Source organism: Mesorhizobium sp. M0052, from assembly GCF_040323255.1.
Lineage (GTDB): Bacteria > Pseudomonadota > Alphaproteobacteria > Rhizobiales > Rhizobiaceae > Mesorhizobium.
The window spans coordinates 206,505-226,450 of the sequence record NZ_JAMYUS010000003.1 but is presented as its reverse complement, the minus strand read 5'-3'; the positions used below and the strand labels follow the sequence as shown (position 1 = coordinate 226,450).

Genomic DNA, 19,946 nt, shown 5'->3' with positions numbered 1-19,946 from the left:
CTGGCCACGTCGGCAGGCCGGGCAGATCGAGACCGCACTTCGGGGCACAGCGACAAGGGCCGCATTCCTGATCGGCAATCTGGGTCATTCGCAACAGGCGGCGCTACCAGCGCACCTCGGTGTCGCGGTCCGGTAGGTCTATTCCGCAGCACACCCAACCAAGGCGCTGCGCTGAACCGTAGTTGTACCGAGGCATCAGGTGAGCCGGATCATCGAAGGTACCGACGTGCAGCGCGATCTCGGTTGGCGACGCGTCGTAGCAAAGGCTGAGCGGCGATCCGCATTCTGGGCAGAAGCCTCTTTGCGCGATCGGCGAAGACCTTCGATATGTTGGCGTTCCGGAATTCCAGGTCAGGCTTTGGCAGGGCATCCAGGCAAGAACTGCAAACGCGCTGCCGGTCGCTCGTCTGCACATATCGCAGTGGCAGTAGTGAACCCTCGGTTCGATCCCGGCGCTGAATCGGATCCTGCCACAGAGACATCCGCCCTTGATGGCCAAGGAGCCGGGTAGGCGCTTGCCAACCTCACGCATTAAGATCGATCAAGGCGGCGCCGAACGCTCCGATCGCAGTCAAAGAGGCACTGCCGATGTTCTTGTCGGCGATGTTCTTGTCGGTTGCGAAGGCGGTCAGCGCGGCGAAGCCTTCGTCACCGAGGTCGAGCACCACGACGAAAATTCTTTGCCCGCTGACCTGATTGACGAGCTTGGGTTTCATGGCGTTCCGAACCTGTTGCGGGGCAGTTAATGGGCATGGTGCTCGGCATTCCGCTTGCGTGTTGCCGCTGCCTTCTTTGCCGATTCCGATCGGCTTGCGGCTGACCGTGAAGCCGATGCCTTGCCGCCGCTTTTCCCACCCTTGTGGGCCGCGGGGTGTCCGGTGTGTTTACCACGACCCGAGCCGCCTTCTTTCTTGCCGCCGCCATCGTCCTTGTTGACGGTCGCCCATGCCCGGCGCTCGGATTCCTTCTCGGAAACACCGCGCTTCTCATAGCCTGCGGCAATGTGGTCGGCTTTGCGTTCCTGTTTGTCGCTGTATTTCGATTTGTCGCCTCGTGGCATGGTCGTTCTCCTGGCTCAATGATGTTTGAACGGTATGCCGGCGGGAGAGTTCCAAGCGGAAATTCAGAAAATTGAAAACGCGAGCGAGGATTTCGACCAACACGGAGCGTTATTGCTCCGGAGCCGTGGCGGGTGCCGTGTAGCGGCGGCGCACGGCACCGATCACGCGTTTCTTGAAGCGATCGAGCGCGGCAAGCGTCTCCCTGGAGACGACGTCTCCGCGTGCCGTCTACTCGGTAGCCCAATGCAACGAAATACGTTCCGCGACCTCAGTAGCCACCGACCACCGGCAGGATCTCTCCCGTGATGTAACTCGAGCAATGCGACGAGGCGAGGAACACGTAAGCCGGGGCAAGTTCTTCCGGTTGCGCTGGCCGTTTCATCGGCGTATCCGCGCCGAATTTCGAGACGTCGTCGGCTTCCTTGTCCGAAGGGTTGAGCGGCGTCCACACCGGACCTGGCGCGACCGCGTTTACCCGGATGCCCTTGCCGACCAGATTGCCCGAAAGCGCTCGCGTGAAGGCATGAATGCCGCCCTTGGTCATCGAATAGTCAACCAGTTGCTTGGAACCGTCGATGCCGGTCACCGAACCGGTATTGAGGATCGCGGAGCCCGGCTCCATGTGCGGCACGCTCTCCTGCGCCATATGAAAATAGCCGTAAAGATTGGTCTTCAGCGTCGTGTCGAAATGTTCCTCGGTCAGGTCGTTGAAGTCACTGGAATGGATTTGGAAAGCGGCGTTGTTGACCAGCACGTCGATCCTGCCGAATTTTTCGACCGTCAGCGCCACGGCGTTGCGGCAATGCTCGCGTTCACTGACATCGGCTTTTATCAGTATGCAACGCCGGCCTTCCTTTTCGACGGCGTTTTTGGTCGCTTCGGCGTCCCTGTCTTCACTCAAGTATACGATCGCAATGTCGGCGCCCTCGCGGGCGAACAAGACTGCCACCGAACGGCCGATGCCGGAATCACCACCCGTGATAAGCGCTACCTTGTCATCGAGTTTTTTCGATCCGAGGTAGTAAGGCGCATCGTAGAGCGGAGCGGGCTCGATCGCCCATTCATGCCCCGGTTTGGGTTGATGCTGCTCGGGAAAAGGTGGCTCGGGATATTTGCGGGCGCCGGCTTGCATCGCTTGTTGCATTTTGCCAATGCTCTTCGTCTCGTCTTTGGCGTCGATACCACGCTGGATATGGCGTTGCTTGGCGGCTTCGGCTGAAGTCTGCGACTTAGTCTGCATGGCTTTCTCCTGTGCTCGGAGAACGAACAACGCATGCCGGGCAAAAAAGTTTGCGCAAATATCTCGATCCCGAAAGGGCTCGCCATTGCGAACAGCCTGCGAGGGGCGTGGAGCATTGGTCGTCAATAAGATCGGAATTGCCATGCCGGTGCCGTTCACACAAACACCACATTCATTTCCCGCTCAAAGCACGCTCTTTTCAGAGCCATAGGGTTTGGCAATGCGGACCATGCCTTTCGTCCGAAGGCGCTGGTATAAATAGAAAATCGTCATCAAGCCGATTGCTGCTCCAGCACCAAGACACAGCGCGAGCAATAGTTCTGCACCGACACCAAACGCAAGCAGAGTAACGCCCGCCGCAGCGACGATGGCATTTATGAATGCGATCATAGTCGCTGCAGTGGTCAGGTACGCCAGGAGAGGCCCAGTACGAAGAGAAGGTTCGGCGTCATTTTCGGGCCAGCGACCGAATTCCTTGGAAAACTGGAAGGCAGCCTCGTCGCCCAAAGTTCGATAGTAGGCTCTGATCCGGGCAATGCCGATATGGGCCTGCATGTTCTCAGCGGCGATGTCGACCAACCTCAAGACGGTAAAGGCACCCAGTAAAAAGACCGATGGCAGCACAACCGCGACAAACGGCAGGAAGAACTCGGAGGACTGCGTAACAAAGCCCGTTGCCACCAGAGCGCTCGACAGAGCCATAATGTAGATGGTCGTCCGCGACGCCATTTCACTTATGGACGTGCTGATCGCTGTCTGCTGCACGAAATGCTCTGTCGTCAGGGCCGCGAGAAACGAAGCATCGGGTGTCGGCGTGTCAGCCATGGAGTATGCTCCTGTCGGGTCGACCTGAGTTTTTCTTCGATATAGCGCTTGCGAGGCTGGCCGCCACTGGACGCTCCCGACGTCTGACCCATGCCGGTTTTATTGTGCCATATCCAGCGAGCCCGCATCACCGATCAGAAAGGGCCGATCATGTGGTCAGCAGACGCTGGCCATATCGCAGGCGAAATGTCTGCCGCGGTCAATCTGTATGGCCTCCTGTTGGGGATCCGGGTCGAAGCGCATTCGCGGCGCGGTTGCAGTTGGGAGCGGTTCCGCGGCGGCGCTGATGCGAGTTCGCGCATTCGTGGCAGCGGCCTCGAAACAAATTCGGTCTCTAGGCCGGCAACGCGAATTCACCGGCAAGTTCAATGGTGCGGGCTTGCGGGCCGACTTTTCGGTGGCGAAGCCCATGACCACGGTCCACCAGACTCATAAATCAGCAGCCCGGATCCTGCCTACTGCGGTATCTCCAGGCCCTGCCGCAATCCTGTCGCGACGACTGAGACCCTGAATTTTCCGGCGAGTGCCCGGTCGAATATGGCGCCGACGATGATGTCGGCGTCGGCGTCGACCTCCTCGCGGATGCGGGTGGCGGCCTCATCGACTTCGAACAGCGTCATGTCCATGCCGCCCGAGATCGAGACCAGGACGCCCTTGGCGCCGATCATCGAGGCTTCGTCGAGAAGCGGGTTTGCTATCGCCGCTTCGGCGGCCTTCCTGGCGCGGTCCTCGCCCGTGGCTTCCCCGGTACCCATCATTGCGCGACCCATGTCGCGCATCACCGACTTCACGTCGGCGAAGTCGAGATTGATCAGCCCCTCCTTGACGATGAGATCGGTTATGCAGCCGACGCCGGAATAAAGGACGCGATCAGCCATGGCGAAGGCGTCCGCGAAAGTCGTCTTTGCGTCGGCGATCCTGAAGAGGTTCTGGTTCGGAATAACGATCACGGTATCGGCGCATTCGCGAAGCTGCTCGATGCCCTCTTCGGCGGCTTGCATGCGGCGCTTCCCTTCGAAGGTGAACGGCTTGGTGACGACGGCCACGGTCAGGATGCCGGCTGCCCGTGCAGCGTTCGCTATGACGGGCGCGGCACCGGTTCCAGTTCCGCCTCCCATGCCGGCGGTCACGAAGCACATATGGGTTCCCGCAAGGTGGTCCCTGATCTCGTCGATCGATTCCTCGGCTGCCGCGCGGCCGACCGCGGGCAGCGACCCGGCGCCCAGGCCTTCCGTGACATGGGCACCCAGCTGGATCAGCCGCGATGCTTTCGACATGGTCAGTGCCTGGGCATCGGTGTTGGCGACGATGAACTCCGCACCCTGCAGATTTTCGGCAATCATGTTGTTGACCGCGTTGCCGCCGCCACCGCCCACACCAATGACGGTTATCTTCGGCCGCATTTCCGAGATGACGGGCCTTGCCGCGGTGCTCATCGTCTTGTCTCCTTGGAATTGATCGACAAAAAAGTTCCCGGAACGCGCCGCTTGAACACGCCAGGTGCAAGAATCACGTTCTATCGCCTTGGCACAGGGAATCAGAGGGTGAACTTTGCGGCAAGACAAGATGTGGGACTTGTACCATATGCGCCTGAATGAGCCGACCTTTTGAACGGGTCTCCAGTTCAATCTTCCGGAATCGGCTCGGATTCTGGCCAGCGAAAATCCACAATCTCCGGGATCCAACCCCTCCAAGCTTCACGCGCCCGCCTCACGCGCGAGGACCTTGAGAATGTGGCGGCCGATCGACGCCTGAGGCTTACCGGATCGGCATCTTGCCGCGAAACAGCGGCTGATGGGCCCGCATCAGGGCGGCAATACGGTCGGCAACCTTTCGTACTGGCGGGGAGTGGCGTTCCTCATGATGGGTGACGATCCATTGGTCGGTTTCGAGTTCGGGGATAGGATGAGCGACGCGAACCAGCCGCGGATCGCTGTCACCGACGAAGCACGGAAAGATCGAAAGGCCGGCGCCTGCGGCCACCAATTCGCGCACTGAATGGGTGTTGTTGCCGCGCACGGCGATGCGATCGCCGTGATGGGCTTGCAGCCAGCGCGCCGAGGCAATGTTTGCCCCTTCGCCGGTGACGCCGACGAACAACCCGGCGGCGATGCCGTTGATCAGGTGGCGTCCGGAATAGATGGCATACGCGACCTTGCCGCTCTGACGGCCGGCCAGCCACTGTTCGGTCGGGCGCTCGCTGCGGATGCCGATATCGGCGGCGCGGCGACCGATGTGGACCCGGTCGGTGGTGGTGACGAGTTCCACCCTGATGCCGTCATCGACGGTCCAGATTTCGCCGATATGGGCCGAAACGAAGGCCGAGGTCCATGGCCCGGCCGAGACGCGGACAATGCGGTCGGGCAGGTTTCCCTCGCGCCAGCGGGTTAGCGACTGCATTGCTGCTTCGACGTCTTCGGCGCGCCGCAGCAGTTCTTCACCGACCGGGGTTAGTCGGTAGCCGGTCTGCTGACGTACGAACAGCGCTTCGCCGATCTGCTTTTCGAGCGCGGTGACGCGTCGTCCGAGTGTGGCTGCGCTGAGGCGCGTGGTTGCCGTCGCCGCGCTCAGGCCACCCAGCCGCGCAACGTCGAGAAACAACCTCAGATCGTCCCAGCCAATATCCATTTTGCAGAAATGAAAAACTCCTTGCGACCGTGGCTGTAGCGCGAAGCGGACATCATGCGCAAGTATGCAGCCGTTGGAGGCGCTGGAAATTCCTGCCCTGGTGGGACAATGACAGGCACCTCGGTTGGCCAGGAAGTCAGTCCAATCCTTTGATCGTGCATACGCTTTGCGCGATTGCTTTGCGTTTTCGACCAACTCAAGAGCGTGAGGTATTTCGCTCTCAAGGAGACGATCATGTTGCATGAACTTCGACACCGTTTCGCCCGCTGGCTTGCCTATCGCCAGACGCTTGCGAGCTTGAGGCGGCTTCCAGACAGCATATTGGCGGATGCGGGCCTTTCTCGCGAAGAGCTCCGCGAGCGTGCCCGCGACGCCAGCCTGCGTCGCTGAGATTGGAGGCGGGCATGCAGAGAATGGAGCCGGCGGCGAGAAGCAATCAGGCGTCGTCTCCTCACTGTTGAGCTGCGGCTGAATGCGCCAATACGGTTGCCACGCTTGATGCCGCCGCAGTTTCGCTCCACATCGTGAGGGATGAAGACCGAGAAATCCGAGCGGCGTCGGACTTTGCTGTGGGCCTTGCCCGCATCGCTGGTCCTGCATGCGCTCATCACCGCGTTCCTGGTCTATGGCCTGCCCGTTCCTGCCCAGCAGCCGCAGGAGGAGGAACCGGTCAATGTCGCACTCGTCCCGCCACCCGAACCGCCGAAGCCGAAACCCGCTCCCGCGCCGCGTCCACCGCAACCCGAAAAGCCGCCGGAGCAGAAGGTTGAAAAGCCGGCACCGGAAAAGCTGCCGCCAATCGAGGTCCTGAAGCCTGTTTTTCAGTTCGGCGACAAAGACACTGGCCCCAAAAAATCCTTGAATGGAGGCAGCGCTCAAGACAATGTGCCATCGCCGGCCAAGGATAACGAGCCACAGTCGGCTGTCGCGCCAAAGGATGCGGAGAGTAAACCCGCCCCAGCGCCAGACGCCGGAGAGCCGACAGAGTCAGCCAAGACTAATGAGAAGCCGGAAGCGGACAAACAGGAGGCTGCGACCCCACCCTCTGACAAACAGGCATCCGCGGCCGCAATGCCTTTGGCTGCCCCTGGGGACGACGGTGAGATCGAGCTTCCCGCGTCGGCTCAGGCGCCTCGGACCGAAAACGTGCCGAAACCCCGCCCCGCAAAGGCTACGAAGTCAGGACGCGGAATCACCGAAGAGCCAAACTCCACGGACGTGGGCGCGGCTACACCGCGGCCATATTCGGGCCTTCCGGGCGTTCGCAAACTCTTTTCGCAAGGCGCCACCGGTGATGTGTTCGCAACGAACTCGATGGCCGACGTGCCTCGCGATCAACGGGCCGCCAGACTTTGCGCCAGCGTTCTGGAGCAAGAGTTGAACGACGCCTCTTATTCTCCCCAATTGATCCCAAGCATTCCGCTTAAGGCCGGCAATGTTCTTGACGCCCCCGACACCGCTTTCCGGACGGCAACGACATGGTACCATCTGAGCTTCCGATGCGGTATCGACATCAATGCGACGCGGGTCACGTCGTTCGCCTTCCGTGTCGGAGCCGCCGCCTCGCCCGACGAAAGCGCCTTTCTTGATCGGGACGTTCGTCGGCGGCGCGGTCCCGGCTGAGACGGCTTCCCAGTAGTCTGTCGGGGCGCACATCAAGTTTCACCGCACATATGGATCGTCTTGAATGCCTGCTTCAATCCGCCGGGCGATTGGCTTTGCGCCACTCCTCATATTCGCCGCGGGCATCGTCATGCAGCGGATAGTAGCGCTGCAGCGGTGCGCCCTGCATCAGCTTCTCTCGCGAGAACTCTTCCCAATCGTGATGCTTCCGGGATTCCTCGATCACCTTTGCGGCCATTGCGACGGGAAGCACTACCACCCCGTCGTCGTCCGCCACTATGATGTCGCCGGGGATAACCGTGACACCGCCGCAGGCGATCGGAACGTTGACGGCGTTCGGATAGATGCTGGTTTGCACATGGTAGTTGGGCGTCCAGCCGCGCAGCCATAGGGGCAGATCGAGCTTCTCGACATTGGGCCGGTCGCGCATGCATCCATCGATGACGATGCCCGCGCCGCCTCTGCCCTTGAAGTAGGTCGACATCATATCGCCGAAGACGCCCGAGCTCATGTCACCGCGCGCGTCGACGACGACCACATCGCCTTCCTGCGCGTGGTAGAGCACGTGCCGGTGCAGTTGCGTTTCCGGGTCGGCGTATTCTCCCTCGCTGAAGAGGTCCGGCCGCTGCGGCAGGAACTGCAGCGTCAGCGCCGGCCCGACGATCGACTTCCCATGGTTCTGCGCCACCGGACCGACCATGTGCGGATTGCGGAAACCCATGTGGCCTAGCGTGCCGGCAACCGTCGCGGCGCCGATTTCCCTCAGGGCGTCAATGAGGTCTTTGGGCGGTCGCGTGATGTCAGGGGTATGCGTCATTGTGGACTCCGGATAAAAGGGGACTACCAGTTCGTAACAGACCCGTCGCGGCGCCTGAGGTGAGGCGCTTCCCAGAAACGAAAAGCCTCCGCCTGGACCGCCGCTTCGTTGACCTCGACGCCGAGGCCCGGCAGGTCGCTGACCGGATAGTCGGCACCGTCAAGCCGTGGCTGCACGGGGAAGAAGTCGGAATTGTCGAAGCCCAGCTTCGTCTCGGGTTCCCTGGTCTCGAGCCACGCGAAGTTGGGTACGGCGGCGGCGAGATGCAGGGTCGCGGCCGTGCACACCGGACCAAGCGGATTGTGCGGCATCAGGTCGACATAGTGCGCCTCGCTCCAGCCAGCGACCTTCATCGCCTCGGTAAGCCCGCCGACATTGCAGACATCAAGCCGGTTGAACTGATGGATGCCGCGCTCAATGTAGGGCAGGAACTGCCACTTGCTGGCAAATTCCTCGCCGGTGGCAAACGGGATGTCGGTCATCCTGCGCAGGGATTCGTAGGCTTCAGGTGTCTCGTCTCGTATCGGCTCCTCGAGGAAATCCAGCACGCCGCGGCCGAGCTTGTTGCAGAAGCTCGCCGCCTCTGCCACCGACAGCCGATGATGATAGTCGATGCCGAGAACGACGTCGTCGCCAAGCGCCTCGCGCGCCTTGTTCAGCATGCTCGCGGTAGCGCCGATCGACTCGCGGGGTTCGAAGATGTCCCTGCTGCTTTGCCCTGCGGGGAAGAAGCGGATCGCCTGCCACCCCCGTGCGCGCAGCTCCCGGGCTCGTTCGATGGCGACGTCGCCCTCGGCCTCGTCTCCGGTCGAGGCGAAGGTGGGGATTCGGTCGCGCTGCTTGCCGCCCAGCAGTTCGTAGACAGGCACCCCCAGCGCCTTGCCCTTGATGTCGTGCAGGGCGACGTCGATGGCGGAAATCGCCGCCTGCAGAACGCGCCCGCCTTCGAAGTACTGGCTGCGATATGCCTCCTGCCAGATCCGCCCGATCTGCATCGGGTCGCGGCCGATGAGAAACTCGCGATAATGCTCGACCGCGCCGGCAACGGCCTTTTCGCGCCCGCTCAAGCCGCTCTCGCCCCAGCCGAAGACGCCCTGGTCGGTCTCGATCTTGACGAGCATCTGATTGCGCGTTCCAACCCATACAGGATAGGGTTTGATCGCGGTGATCTTAAGCTTTTCAGTCATCCCCAACGTTCCCAATGAACCCCGTCTTGTCTCAGCCGGCCTTGAGGGCCAGTTCAGTTTCGCCATCGAACAGATGCAGCCGCTCCTGGTCGAACTCGAGCCAGATCTGCTCGTCAGGTGCGACGGCGATGTTGGGGGACACGCTGATGTTGACGATGGCGCCTGACAGCAACGCCTGCACGAAGGTGACGTCTCCGGTCGGCTCCACTGTATAGGCCGTGGCCGGGACGCTGCCTGGCACCGCGCTCTTGTGGAGCCTGATGGTCGAGTGACGTGCGCCGAGCACGACTTTCCTTGACGTTGCCTTCGCAACCTTCCGGGCGTTGAGCGGCGAGAGCTCAAGGCTCCAGCCCTCCGCGCCGGTCAACGCAGTGTTGCCGTTTGCTGTCGATGCCTCCAGTGGAACAAGGCTCATCGCCGGGCTGCCGATGAAGCTGGCGACGAACATGTTCACCGGATGGGCAAAGACCTGCGCCGGAGAATCGTATTGCAACAGGTAGCCGCCGTTCATCACCGCCATCTTGTCGGCCATGGTCACGGCTTCGAGCTGGTCGTGCGTGACATAGATGATGGTCGCCTTGAGGTCCTGGTGGAAGCGCTTGATCTCCGAGCGCATCTGGACGCGCAGTTTGGCGTCGAGGTTGGAGAGCGGCTCGTCCATGAGGAAAACGGCAGGGTCGCGGACGAGGGCGCGCCCCAAGGCGACACGTTGCTGCTGCCCGCCTGAAAGTTCGCGCGGCTTGCGCTCGAGCAGGTGCGTCATGTCGAGCACGCGCGCCGCTTCCTTGACCTTCCTGTCGATCTCGTCCCTGGGCAGCTTGCGCATCTGCAGCGGGAACGCCAGGTTCTTGTAGACCGATTTCTGCGGGTAGAGCGCGTAGTTCTGGAACACCATCGCGATGTCCCGGTCCTTGGGGTCGAGGTCGTTGACCACGCGGTCGCCGATGACGATGTCGCCCGATGTGACCGGGATCAATCCCGCGACAAGATTGAGCGTGGTTGTCTTGCCGCAGCCCGAAGGGCCGACGAGCGCAACGAACTCGCCGTCATTGACCGTCAGCGAAACGTCGTTGACAGCTTTGAAGCCGCCATAGGTCTTGACGAGATCTCTCAGGACCACGTGGGCCATAGGCAACTCCCTACGGCATGATGCCGAAAAGTGTGAAGCGGTTTTCGGACGACATCATGCTCTATCTCTTTGATTTAGAGGCGGATTCAGATTTCAGGTCGAACAGACCTGAAATCATCCGGCTCTAGTGTTTGACCGCGCCTTCTGTAAGGGCGCGTACGAAGTATCGTTGCAGGAGGAGGAACAGCACCACGACGGGCACGCTCATCATGAAGCTGGCCGCCATCAGGCCCGGAAAGTCCGTCGTATTCTCCGAGAAGAAACGCTGTATGCCGACCGGCAGGGTCAACTGCTCGTTCTTGGAAAGGAAGGTGTAGGCATAGATGTACTCGTTCCAGGCGCCAATGAAGGAATAGATTGCGGTGGCGATGATTCCGGGCGTCGAGAGAGGCATCACGATCAGGATGAAGGCCTGGAACCGGGTCGCCCCATCGATCCGCGCCGCCTGCTCGAGCTGCACCGGAATGTTGTCGTAAAAGCCCTTGAGCAGCCAGATCGCCAGCGGCAGGCCGAAGGTGAGATAGGTGAGAATGAGCGAGCCATGCGTGTTCACCAGCCCGATCGCGCGCATCAGGATGAAGAGCGGCACGAGAAAGATCACCGCCGGGAACATGTTGCGCAAAAGCACGGTGAAGAACAGGAAGTTTCGACCGGGGAAACGAAAGCGCGAAAAGGCGTAGGCCGCAGGAACGGCCACGATCACCGAAAGGATTGTGGTGACGGTCGACACGTAGAGGCTGTTCCAGAAAAAACGCAGGAAGTCCTGGCCGACGCTGTTTTGCGGATCGAGCAGCTTTTGGTAGCTGGCCAGGGTAGGCTCTTCCGGCCACCATTGCGGTGGGAACTGCATCGCCGCGAAGCCGGACTTGATCGAGGTGATCAGCATCCAGATCATCGGCAACGCGGTGTAAAGCAGCATGAACACGAGGAAGATGCGCCCGGCCCAACGCCATCCGTCGATGCGCATGCGGCGCCGGGCCGGACGTCGAGGGACTGTCTCGACGATCGTGCTCATGCGCTCCCCTCTTTGCGCTCGTTGCCGGCCAGCGCACGGACGTAGAAGTAGCCCAGCACCATCAGCATGAGGAACAGGAGTACCGAATAGGCCGATGCGACGCCCCATCGCTGCCGGCCGAAGGCGAGCTCATAAATGTGGGTGATCCAGATGTGCGAAGCGTTCGACGGCCCGCCACCGGTCATGATCCACGGGATGATGAAGGAATTGAAATTGGCCACTGCGAGCAGCAGGATCGTCACCGTCGAGACGTTGCGCAGATGCGGGAAGGTGACGTGCCAGAAACGCTGCCATGCATTGGCCCCGTCGACTTCCGCGGCGCGCAACAACTGGTCGGGGACCGTCTGCAAACCGGCCATCATCATGATCATGGCGAACGGAAACTCGCGCCAGATATTGACGACGATCAAGGAGGGCAGCACCGTGCTGACGTTGTCGATGAAGTTCGGCGGCCGGTCAGCCAATCCGAGGCCGACCAGCACCGCGCCGATGATGCCGAAGTCCGAATGGTAGATCCACTTCCAGATATAGGAGGCGGCAACCGCGCTGATGACCCAGGGAATGATCAGGATAGCGCGCAGGACACCCCGGCCGATAAACTCGCGGTGGAGGGCCAGCGCGGCGGCAAATCCCAAGGCAAAGGCAACGAAGGTAGATGCGATCGTCCAGATCAGGGTGTTCAAGGTGACTTTCCAGAACACCTGACTGGTGACGATGGCCGTGTAGTTGTCCAATCCGATAAAGGTCTTGTCGCGGAGCTGCAGGCCAGGCGGCGTCTTAAAGAACGACAGCTCGACCGTGTAGTAGATCGGATAGGCGATGACGATGAGCATCACGGCGATCGCTGGAAGCACGTAAGCGTAGTCGGCGCGATGCTCCCAGATATTCCGCAGCACGCCGGAGCTACCGGGTTGCAATCTTCGGCGAGCCTCGGCCTTGCCGGTCACGATCGTCACGATGGCGTGCCCTTGTTGTTAGGAGCAAACCGGCTGCACGCACTGTCGGCACAGCCGGTCGGATCGCAGGTCAGGCCCGGACTAGAGTCCGTCCATCAGGTTTTTCACCTTCTCGGCCGCATCGTCGGCAGCCTGGTCGACGGTCATCGCTCCGGTCAGGGCGTTCTGCAGCATGTCCGGGACGATGATATTCATGATCTCGGGCGACTGCGGCAGCGCCGGGAACGGAATGCCGTATGGCAACATCGAGGTGGTGACATCGAGGAACTTGATGTTGTCCAGACGTTCCTTCATCCATTTGGTCTTGAAGCCGTTGAGGTTGCCCGGGTTCGAGCCGGCATACGCCATCTTCAGCGACCATTCAGGGCTCGTCCACATGCAGATGATGGCCTTTGCAGCCGGCTCGTCCACCTTGCCGCCCTCGACATATTCGGGCTTCAGGATGTGAATGTTCGAGCCGCCAAACACGACGGCGCGCTTGCCGTCGGGGCCGGTCGGAATCAGGCCATAGCGCATGTTGTCGATGACGGTCTGCGCCTTCTCCTTGTCGGCGCCCGTTGCCTTCTTCTGCAGGTCGAGCATGACGTTATAGTCGGACGGGTGCGAGACCATCATGCCGAGTTGGCCGGCGACGAACAGGGGCTGGTTATCGGCCTGCTGGTTGGTGAGGGCCGAGACCGGAACCGACTTGTCGCGAACATACATGTCGTAGGAGGCTTGCAACGCCGCCTTGCTCTGCGGGCTATTGAGCTCGACCTCCTTATAGGTCGGGTTCGCGGAGGCTTCGTCGAAGACACCGCCGCCATAGGCCCATAGTTGCGGCATGAAGCGGTACGGCGTGTTGCCGGCGTTCTTGCGCGCCACGAGGCCGTAGCCGGCTATGCCGAGCTTGTCATGGATCTGCTTGGAATATTTGACGACGTCGTCCCAAGTCGCCGGAGCCTTGTCCGGATCGAGGCCCGCACGCTTGAAGATGTCGGCGTTCCAGATGAACGCCATCGTCTCATTGTTGGTGGGAATGCCGTAGGTCACGCCATCCCAGGTTACCGCCTTCATGGCGCCGGGCCAGAAATCCTCCGTGGGATAGCCCACATCTTCCGGCTTGAGCGGCTGCAGATAACCCTTCGAGGCGAACTCGGTTCCGCCCAGGATTTGCAGGCGGACCGCCATCGGCGCGGCGTTGCCCAGCAGCGCCGTGCGGAATTTGTCGAGAAGGTCGTTGTAGGTGAGGGCCTGATCCTCGAGCTGGATGTTCGGATAGGTCTTGCGGAACGTCTCGAAGAAATCCTTGTAGTACTGACGCAGCAGGTCGGGGTCGCCCTCGAACACGCCCTGATACCAGAACGTCAGTCGCCCTTTGTAGTCGAGCGGGGTGACCTTGCCGCAATCGGCGGCCGTGTCGAAATCCTGTGTGCCGGCGATGGAGCGCACATACTCCGGCGACCACTTGCTCAAGTCGACCGGCGGCGCACCCAGCGCCGATCCCGACATGAGCGACGCCATCAAAGCAGTGGCGACAGTGCCGCGCAGGACGGCACCGCCGAGTGTAATCCTCGTCATAGTATCCTCCCAGATTCTCCCATGCCGCTGTGCGCCAAGGGGCTCGTCCGACCGTGCGGGATGCGTCCTTCTGCTCAATGTATCCCTTCGATCATCTGGTACGTTTTCAGATCGTGGATTGCCTGTCAACGCACCCGATCGTACATTGTTTGCAAAACGCGTGTATGATATCGAGCATGTGATGTACTAATCGGGGGAGCCGGCTTTGGCCGAAACAAGCGATTTCAAAGCAGAGCCACCCGTGGGGATTGATCCCATCGGGGCGTCCAGCGAGGGCGCCTCGCTTTATGAGCTGATCCGGGAAGACATCATCGAGGGACGGCTCGCCGCCAACGAACGGCTTGTGGTCACCGATCTCGCCCGGCGTCACGGCACCTCGACCAACCCCGTACGCGAGGCGCTGCAGCTGTTGCGAGGGGAGGGCTTCGTCACCTTTGTCGCCAACCGTGGCGCGCGCGTCCGGCCCATAGACCAGGATTTTGTCCGGGATATCTACGAGATCGGCGTCCTGATCGAGCCGGCCCTGACGCGATGGTTCGTGAACATGGCGACCAGCGAGGACATCGCCGAACTCGAACGCATCCAGGCTCTGATCGAAGAGAACAACTTCACCGACACATTGCGGCACAGTGAACTGGATACCGCCTTCCACACCGTAATGTACCAGCGTCACTACAACCGCCATGCCGCCGAGCTTTGGTGGAAGCATCGCGAAGTGCTGCGGGCGGTGAGCCGGCGTTTCAATTTCACGCTCGCGCGGCGGGCCGCCATCATGCGTGAACACCGCGAGCTCATCGCGCATATCAAAGCGGGAAATGCCGACGAGGCGGCCGAACTCATTGCCCGCCATGTCGAGGGTTCCGGCCGGCACGTTCTCGAACAGATGCGTGCGCGCAACGCCGCTCGGGCCGGATAGAACTTCCAGCCAGAAAATCATTGGTCCGGCCATCAGACAGAGGTAGTTGAGAGATGAAAATCACGAGCGTTCGGCCGTGGCTGATCAAGTCCGATGCTTCCTATTGGGGAGAGTTCCTGTTCGTCGAGGTGACGACCGACGAAGGGGTGAGTGGCTGGGGGGAAATCACCACCACCACAAGGCTCGCCAACCGCGCGCTGTGCACGATCCTGCGGCAGATCGGTGTTGCCGTCACAGGTGAGGATCCGGCGCGCATCGAGCATCTCTGGCACAAGATTTTCCGCAGCTTCACCTATATGGGCAGCCGCGGCGCCGCGGTCGAATGCGTGAGCGCTATCGACATAGCGCTCTGGGACATTCGCGGCAAAGTTCTAGGCAAGCCGATCTACGAGCTGCTGGGCGGACCGGTGCGCGATGAAATCGCGCTCTATACCCATCCCAACCAGGCCAAGTTTACCAGCAAGGAGGCTGTGGTCCGCGAAATTCGAGACATCGTCGAATCCGGACACACCGGGCTGAAGTTCGATCCTTTCCCCCACCAGGGCCGCATCGCCGATGGCTTGGCGCGCGAACAGCGGGACGGTTACCTGGATGGCGGCATGACCCGCAAGGACGAGCGCGAGGCCGCCGAACTCACGGCCCTGATCCGCGAAACGGCGGGGCCCGATGTCGACATTCTGATCGATGCGCATGGCCGCTTCGATGTGCCCACCGCCATTCGCCTCTGCCGGAGCCTCGAGGAAGCCGGCCAGATCGACTGGTTCGAGGAGCCTTGTCCGCCCGAGAGCCTCAACGCCCTCAAGCAGGTGCGTGAGAAGGTCAGCGCCGCTATCTCGTGGGGCGAGCGCGGCCACACCAAGTGGGATTTCGTGCCGGTGCTCGAGAACAGGCTTGCGGACTACATCATGCCGGACGTTACCTGGACCGGCGGCATTACCGAACTGAAGAAGATTTCCGCCCTGTGCGAAGCCTACTATATCCCGGTCTCGCCCCATGACGCCGCGGGGCCGATCAACGTGGTTGCGGGAGCGCAGGTGATGATGACGGTTCCCAACTTCTACAAGCTCGAAACGTCGGAGTGGAACCTCGATAAATACAATCACCTCATCGACGAGCCACTCGATGTTTCGAACGGCAGCCTCAAGCTGACGTCGAAGCCGGGTCTGGGCGTCGAGATGAACCGAGACTACCTGCAGGCCCACGAGATAGAGCTTGGCTAGCAACGCTTATGCAGGCCGGGGGTGCGGGGCGCCACCATCAGAACGAGGATAAGCCATGGCAAAGACGGGTAGCGCCGGCGAGGCGCTCAATCGGGTAAATACGAAGTCCAGGCCGAGCGACCTGCGCATCACCGATCTGCGCGTCGCCGAGATCGTCGGCGCGCCGTTCACCTCGGCGCTGGTCAAGATCTACACCAACCAGGGCATTGTCGGCCTGGGCGAAGTGCGCGACGGCGCCAGCGCGACCTATGCGCTGATGCTGAAGAGCCGGTTGCTGGGCGAGAACCCTTGCGACGTCGACCGGCTGTTCCGGCGCATCAAGCAATTTGGCGGCCATGGACGGCAAGGTGGCGGCGTCTCGGCAGTCGAGATCGCGCTTTGGGACCTCGCCGGCAAGGCGTACGGCGTGCCGATCTACCAGATGCTGGGAGGACGGTTTCGCGACAAGGTGCGTGTCTATTGCGACACCGACGCGGACAAGCCCAGCGGCACGGAGACCGGCAAGCGGCTGAAGGCGCGGATGGATCTCGGCTTCACCTTCCTCAAGATGGACCTCGGCCTGACGCAGATTTCCCACATCCCGGGCGCGGTCGTCGCGCCGGCCGGCGTGCTCGACGGTTTCCGCACGCATGCCGGCCGCGGCCCGGCACGCACGCTGGACGAACGTCGGGCGCGCAACGCCGCCTATGACGCGCAGAATGTGCCGCATCCCTTTACCGGCCTCCACTTCACCGAAAAGGGCATCGACCTGCTCGATCAATATATCCACGAGGTCCGCGAGGTGATCGGCTACGAGATCCCGCTCGCCATCGACCATGTCGGCCACATCTCGCTGCAGGACGGCATCCGTCTCGCTCGGCGGATCGAGAAATATGCACCGGCCTGGCTCGAGGATGTGATCCCCTGGCAGTACACCGAGCAATATCGCCAGTTGCAGCAGGCAACGTCGGTGCCGATCTGCACGGGTGAGGACATCTACCTCAAGGAAGGCTTCGAGCCGCTGCTCAACGCCGGCATCTCGGTCATCCACCCGGACTTGCTGACCACCGGCGGCATCCTCGAGACCAAGAAGATCGGCGACGCGGCGCAGGAGCATGGCGTCGCCATGGCCATACACATGGCGGAAAGCCCGATCGCGGCAATGGCCGCCGCGCATGTCGCGGTAGCGACGGAAAACTTCATGGCGCTCGAATATCACAGCGTCGAAGTCGACTGGTGGGACGACATCGTCACCGGCCTGCCCAAGCCGCTGGTCAAGGACGGCTTCATCACCGTGCCCGACAAGCCTGGTCTGGGCATCGACGACATCGTCGACGAAGTGATCAGCCAGCACCTGCAGCCCGGCGTCACCGGCATCTGGCGGCCGACCGATCACTGGGACGACGAATACTCCTGGGACCGCACCTGGAGCTGACGCTACACCTCTCCCCGAAGGGAGAAGTAAACAGAAGGATCAACCATGATCTACGAACTTCGCATTTACGACTGCGTGCCGGGCCAGCTGCCGGCGCTGCTCAAGCGTTTCAACGACCATACCTTGGCGCTGTGGGATAGACATGGCATTCGCCAGGCCGGGTTCTTCACCACGGTGGTCGGCGAAAGCAGCAATCGACTGACCTTTTTCTTCGCCTGGGAATCCCTTGCCGAGCGCGAAGTGAAATGGAAGGCCTTCACCACCGATCCGGCATGGCTCGAGGCCCGCGACGAGTCCGAGCGCGATGGCCCGATCCTGGCCAATATTTCCAGCCAGTTTCTCGCGCCAACCGCCTTCTCGTCGGTGAAATAGAGGACATCATGAAGATCACCGATCTCAGGTGCGCCGTCATCGGCAGGCACCCCATCGTGCGCATCGTCACCGACGAAGGCCTCCATGGCCTCGGCGAGGTCGAGTACACCAAGCCTTATCTGAAACCCTGGGTGCTGCATTTCCGCGACGCGCTGATCGGCGAGGACCCGACCGATGTCGAACGCGTGATGTTGAAAATCCGCCAGCGCGGCTCGTTCAAGCCCTACGGCGCCGCCGTCAGCGCTATCGAGCATGCTCTGTGGGACATCGCCGGCAAGGCGGCAGGCGTTCCGGTCTACAAGCTGCTCGGCGGCAAGGTGCGCGACAAGGTGCGGGTCTATAACGGTTCCATCCGCAAGAAGCGCACCGGCGACAGGCCGGAGGATTACGCGGCCGACGTCAAATGGATGATGGAGCGGCCGGAAGGTTTCTTCATGGTCAAGCAAGGCATCAGCTTTCATTCCAACATGAAGACCAGCGTCCCCGACTTCCACTACGGCGTGCGTCAGCCGCCGACCTATCACGGCGCGATGGACCAGGGGCAGATCAGCGAGCGCGGCATGGCGCATATGATCGAATGCGTCATCGCCATGAAGGAGGTGCTCGGCGACAAGGTCTTGCTGGCGCTGGATTGCGGCCCCGGCTGGTTCCTGCCCGACGCCATCCGCTTCGCGCGGGCCGTCGAAAAATACAATCTGATGTGGCTGGAGGATATGCTGACGGGCGACTACGTGCCGTGGGTCAATCCGCAGGCCTATCGCGAACTCACGACATCGACGTCCACCCCGATCCATACGGGCGAACAGATTTATCTGCGCCATAATTTCAAGGAACTGATCGAAACACAGGCGGTGCGCGTCATCGGCCCGGATCCTGCCGATATAGGCGGTATCGCCGAGCTCAAATGGGTGGCCGAGCATGCCTATATGCACTCGATCATGATGGCGCCGCACGGCACGGCGAACGGTCTGCTGGGCCTCGGCGCGCTGATCAATGTCTGCGCCACGCTGCCGGCCAACTACATCGCCTTCGAATATCCCAGCGCCTCCGACCCGTGGTGGGAGGACATCGTCATCGGCCTGCCCAAGGGGCAGATCGTCAGGGATAGTATGGTCGACCTGCTCGAAGCTCCGGGACTCGGCCTCGACATCGATGCCAAAGCGGCTAAGAAATACCTGGCGGAAGAGGACGCCGGTTTCTTCGGCCGATAACGATCCGAGGCGACCTGAGCGTCAAGGGCTATCGAACGGCTCGCACACATGGGTGAGCGTCCACGCCGTGCCGCCTATTTCGTTTCGGGCAGCATCTCGTCCATCAACTGCTTGACGGCCTCGGCGGATCTTTTCATCCCGGCTTCGTCCATGGCCCAACCGGCGAAGCGTTCCAGCAAGGTGGCGAACCTTACTAGGTCCTGCTCATCCCACTGTGCCAGCGATCCGGCGAAAATCCGCCATTTGGTCTGGCGCACCGCCGCCACGAGGCGCTCACCCTTGGCGGTGAGTTTGAGGCAGATGCGGCGGGCATCGCGTTGCGATGCGACACGGCAGGCATAGCCGCGTTCGACGAGGTCGGCCGCGATGCGGCTGGCGCGCGACGGATCGATCTCGAGGCGCTCGGCGATGACGCCAACCGTCACCTCATCCTGCTGGGTAGCGCTGAAAACCGGATTGTTCGCGATGGCGCTGATCGCATCGAGATGGCTCACTTCCAGCGAAGGGTCTACGCGCGCCAGGATCATGCGGCCGAAGTCGCGGCGCTGGATCGAGCGGCGCACCTTGCTCATTACCGCATCGATGGCGGCCACGGCCTCGGCCGCCGGTTCGGACAGGCCGCTGCCGCGCGCCAGACCGGCGAGGTCCCGATCGCCGCGCGTCTGGAACAGGGATGGAAATCGATCCGGACTGCTGGATGCGTTGCTGCTCATCCATAGCGCGTTAGCAAGAATATATGCTGATGTCAATTATATGCTGAGCGCACATATCT

20 protein-coding genes are annotated in these 19,946 nt (G+C 61.4%); 6 read left to right on the top strand and 14 right to left on the bottom strand.

The window, feature by feature from the left end:
• Nucleotides 1-103: 103 nt before the first annotated feature.
• From NKJ77_RS05210 to NKJ77_RS32380, 7 genes are all read right to left on the bottom strand, one after another.
• On the bottom strand, nucleotides 104-532 hold the full coding sequence (locus tag NKJ77_RS05210; protein ID WP_352534467.1) for a GFA family protein: 429 nt from the start codon (nucleotides 530-532) through the stop codon (nucleotides 104-106).
• Nucleotides 525-716, bottom strand: a complete 192-nt coding sequence (locus NKJ77_RS05205; protein WP_023815879.1) for a PPC domain-containing DNA-binding protein — start codon at nucleotides 714-716, stop codon at nucleotides 525-527. The genes NKJ77_RS05210 and NKJ77_RS05205 overlap by 8 nt, the downstream gene beginning before the upstream one ends.
• Nucleotides 717-742: 26 nt before the next feature.
• On the bottom strand, nucleotides 743-1,060 hold the full coding sequence (locus tag NKJ77_RS05200; RefSeq protein ID WP_023687854.1) for a hypothetical protein: 318 nt from the start codon (nucleotides 1,058-1,060) through the stop codon (nucleotides 743-745).
• Nucleotides 1,061-1,329: 269 nt separating this feature from the next.
• On the bottom strand, nucleotides 1,330-2,301 hold the full coding sequence (locus tag NKJ77_RS05195) for an SDR family oxidoreductase (RefSeq protein ID WP_352534540.1): 972 nt from the start codon (nucleotides 2,299-2,301) through the stop codon (nucleotides 1,330-1,332).
• Between the two features lie 183 nt (nucleotides 2,302-2,484).
• Entirely contained in the window at nucleotides 2,485-3,126 is a 642-nt protein-coding gene (locus tag NKJ77_RS05190) for a hypothetical protein (RefSeq protein WP_023704645.1), read from the bottom strand.
• Nucleotides 3,127-3,581: 455 nt separating this feature from the next.
• Nucleotides 3,582-4,562 carry a cell division protein FtsZ gene (ftsZ, locus tag NKJ77_RS05185; RefSeq protein ID WP_023702103.1) on the bottom strand — a complete coding sequence of 327 codons (981 nt, stop codon included), beginning with the start codon at nucleotides 4,560-4,562 and terminating at the stop codon, nucleotides 3,582-3,584.
• A gap of 322 nt (nucleotides 4,563-4,884) precedes the next feature.
• Nucleotides 4,885-6,354 (bottom strand): LysR family transcriptional regulator, encoded by a 1,470-nt coding sequence (locus NKJ77_RS32380; RefSeq protein WP_502902086.1) that lies wholly within the window; start codon nucleotides 6,352-6,354, stop codon nucleotides 4,885-4,887.
• Here NKJ77_RS32380 and NKJ77_RS05170 point away from each other — a divergent pair.
• Nucleotides 6,331-7,377 (top strand): DUF930 domain-containing protein, encoded by a 1,047-nt coding sequence (locus NKJ77_RS05170; RefSeq protein WP_352534538.1) that lies wholly within the window; start codon nucleotides 6,331-6,333, stop codon nucleotides 7,375-7,377. The two genes, NKJ77_RS32380 and NKJ77_RS05170, sit on opposite strands and share 24 nt — an antisense overlap.
• 73 nt (nucleotides 7,378-7,450) lie before the next feature.
• On the opposite strand, the gene NKJ77_RS05165 is transcribed toward NKJ77_RS05170, so the two are convergent.
• The 6 genes from NKJ77_RS05165 to NKJ77_RS05140 form a co-directional block, all read right to left on the bottom strand.
• Nucleotides 7,451-8,194: a ribonuclease activity regulator RraA gene (locus NKJ77_RS05165; protein WP_023702107.1), complete on the bottom strand. Its 744-nt coding sequence runs from the start codon at nucleotides 8,192-8,194 to the stop codon at nucleotides 7,451-7,453.
• Between the two features lie 23 nt (nucleotides 8,195-8,217).
• Nucleotides 8,218-9,381, bottom strand: coding sequence for a mandelate racemase/muconate lactonizing enzyme family protein (locus NKJ77_RS05160; protein WP_352534463.1), 1,164 nt, complete (start codon nucleotides 9,379-9,381; stop codon nucleotides 8,218-8,220).
• Between the two features lie 31 nt (nucleotides 9,382-9,412).
• Nucleotides 9,413-10,510, bottom strand: a complete 1,098-nt coding sequence (locus NKJ77_RS05155) for an ABC transporter ATP-binding protein (protein ID WP_352534461.1) — start codon at nucleotides 10,508-10,510, stop codon at nucleotides 9,413-9,415.
• 124 nt (nucleotides 10,511-10,634) lie between these two features.
• A complete protein-coding gene (locus tag NKJ77_RS05150; protein ID WP_023714612.1) occupies nucleotides 10,635-11,525 on the bottom strand; it encodes a carbohydrate ABC transporter permease in 891 nt (296 codons plus the stop codon).
• Entirely contained in the window at nucleotides 11,522-12,481 is a 960-nt protein-coding gene (locus NKJ77_RS05145) for a carbohydrate ABC transporter permease (protein ID WP_023714611.1), read from the bottom strand. Before NKJ77_RS05145 ends, NKJ77_RS05150 begins: the two co-directional genes overlap by 4 nt.
• An 81-nt stretch (nucleotides 12,482-12,562) precedes the next feature.
• Nucleotides 12,563-14,041 (bottom strand): ABC transporter substrate-binding protein, encoded by a 1,479-nt coding sequence (locus tag NKJ77_RS05140; protein ID WP_031246154.1) that lies wholly within the window; start codon nucleotides 14,039-14,041, stop codon nucleotides 12,563-12,565.
• 205 nt (nucleotides 14,042-14,246) lie between these two features.
• On the opposite strand from NKJ77_RS05140, the gene NKJ77_RS05135 reads away from it, so the two are divergent.
• The 5 genes from NKJ77_RS05135 to NKJ77_RS05115 are packed head-to-tail and all read left to right on the top strand — an operon-like array spanning nucleotide 14,247 to nucleotide 19,174.
• The gene (locus NKJ77_RS05135; protein ID WP_027048643.1) at nucleotides 14,247-14,957 is read left to right on the top strand and encodes a GntR family transcriptional regulator; all 711 of its coding nucleotides are present in this window, start codon (nucleotides 14,247-14,249) and stop codon (nucleotides 14,955-14,957) included.
• Nucleotides 14,958-15,010: 53 nt separating this feature from the next.
• Entirely contained in the window at nucleotides 15,011-16,177 is a 1,167-nt protein-coding gene (locus NKJ77_RS05130; RefSeq protein WP_352534457.1) for a mandelate racemase/muconate lactonizing enzyme family protein, read from the top strand.
• Nucleotides 16,178-16,232: 55 nt separating this feature from the next.
• A complete protein-coding gene (locus tag NKJ77_RS05125; protein ID WP_023830840.1) occupies nucleotides 16,233-17,591 on the top strand; it encodes a mandelate racemase/muconate lactonizing enzyme family protein in 1,359 nt (452 codons plus the stop codon).
• A gap of 45 nt (nucleotides 17,592-17,636) precedes the next feature.
• Nucleotides 17,637-17,963: an NIPSNAP family protein gene (locus tag NKJ77_RS05120; protein WP_352534455.1), complete on the top strand. Its 327-nt coding sequence runs from the start codon at nucleotides 17,637-17,639 to the stop codon at nucleotides 17,961-17,963.
• A gap of 8 nt (nucleotides 17,964-17,971) precedes the next feature.
• Nucleotides 17,972-19,174 carry a mandelate racemase/muconate lactonizing enzyme family protein gene (locus NKJ77_RS05115; protein ID WP_023830839.1) on the top strand — a complete coding sequence of 401 codons (1,203 nt, stop codon included), beginning with the start codon at nucleotides 17,972-17,974 and terminating at the stop codon, nucleotides 19,172-19,174.
• Between the two features lie 74 nt (nucleotides 19,175-19,248).
• Here NKJ77_RS05115 and NKJ77_RS05110 read toward each other — a convergent pair whose 3' ends face one another.
• Nucleotides 19,249-19,887, bottom strand: coding sequence for a MarR family winged helix-turn-helix transcriptional regulator (locus NKJ77_RS05110; protein ID WP_023744514.1), 639 nt, complete (start codon nucleotides 19,885-19,887; stop codon nucleotides 19,249-19,251).
• Nucleotides 19,888-19,946: the final 59 nt, after the last annotated feature.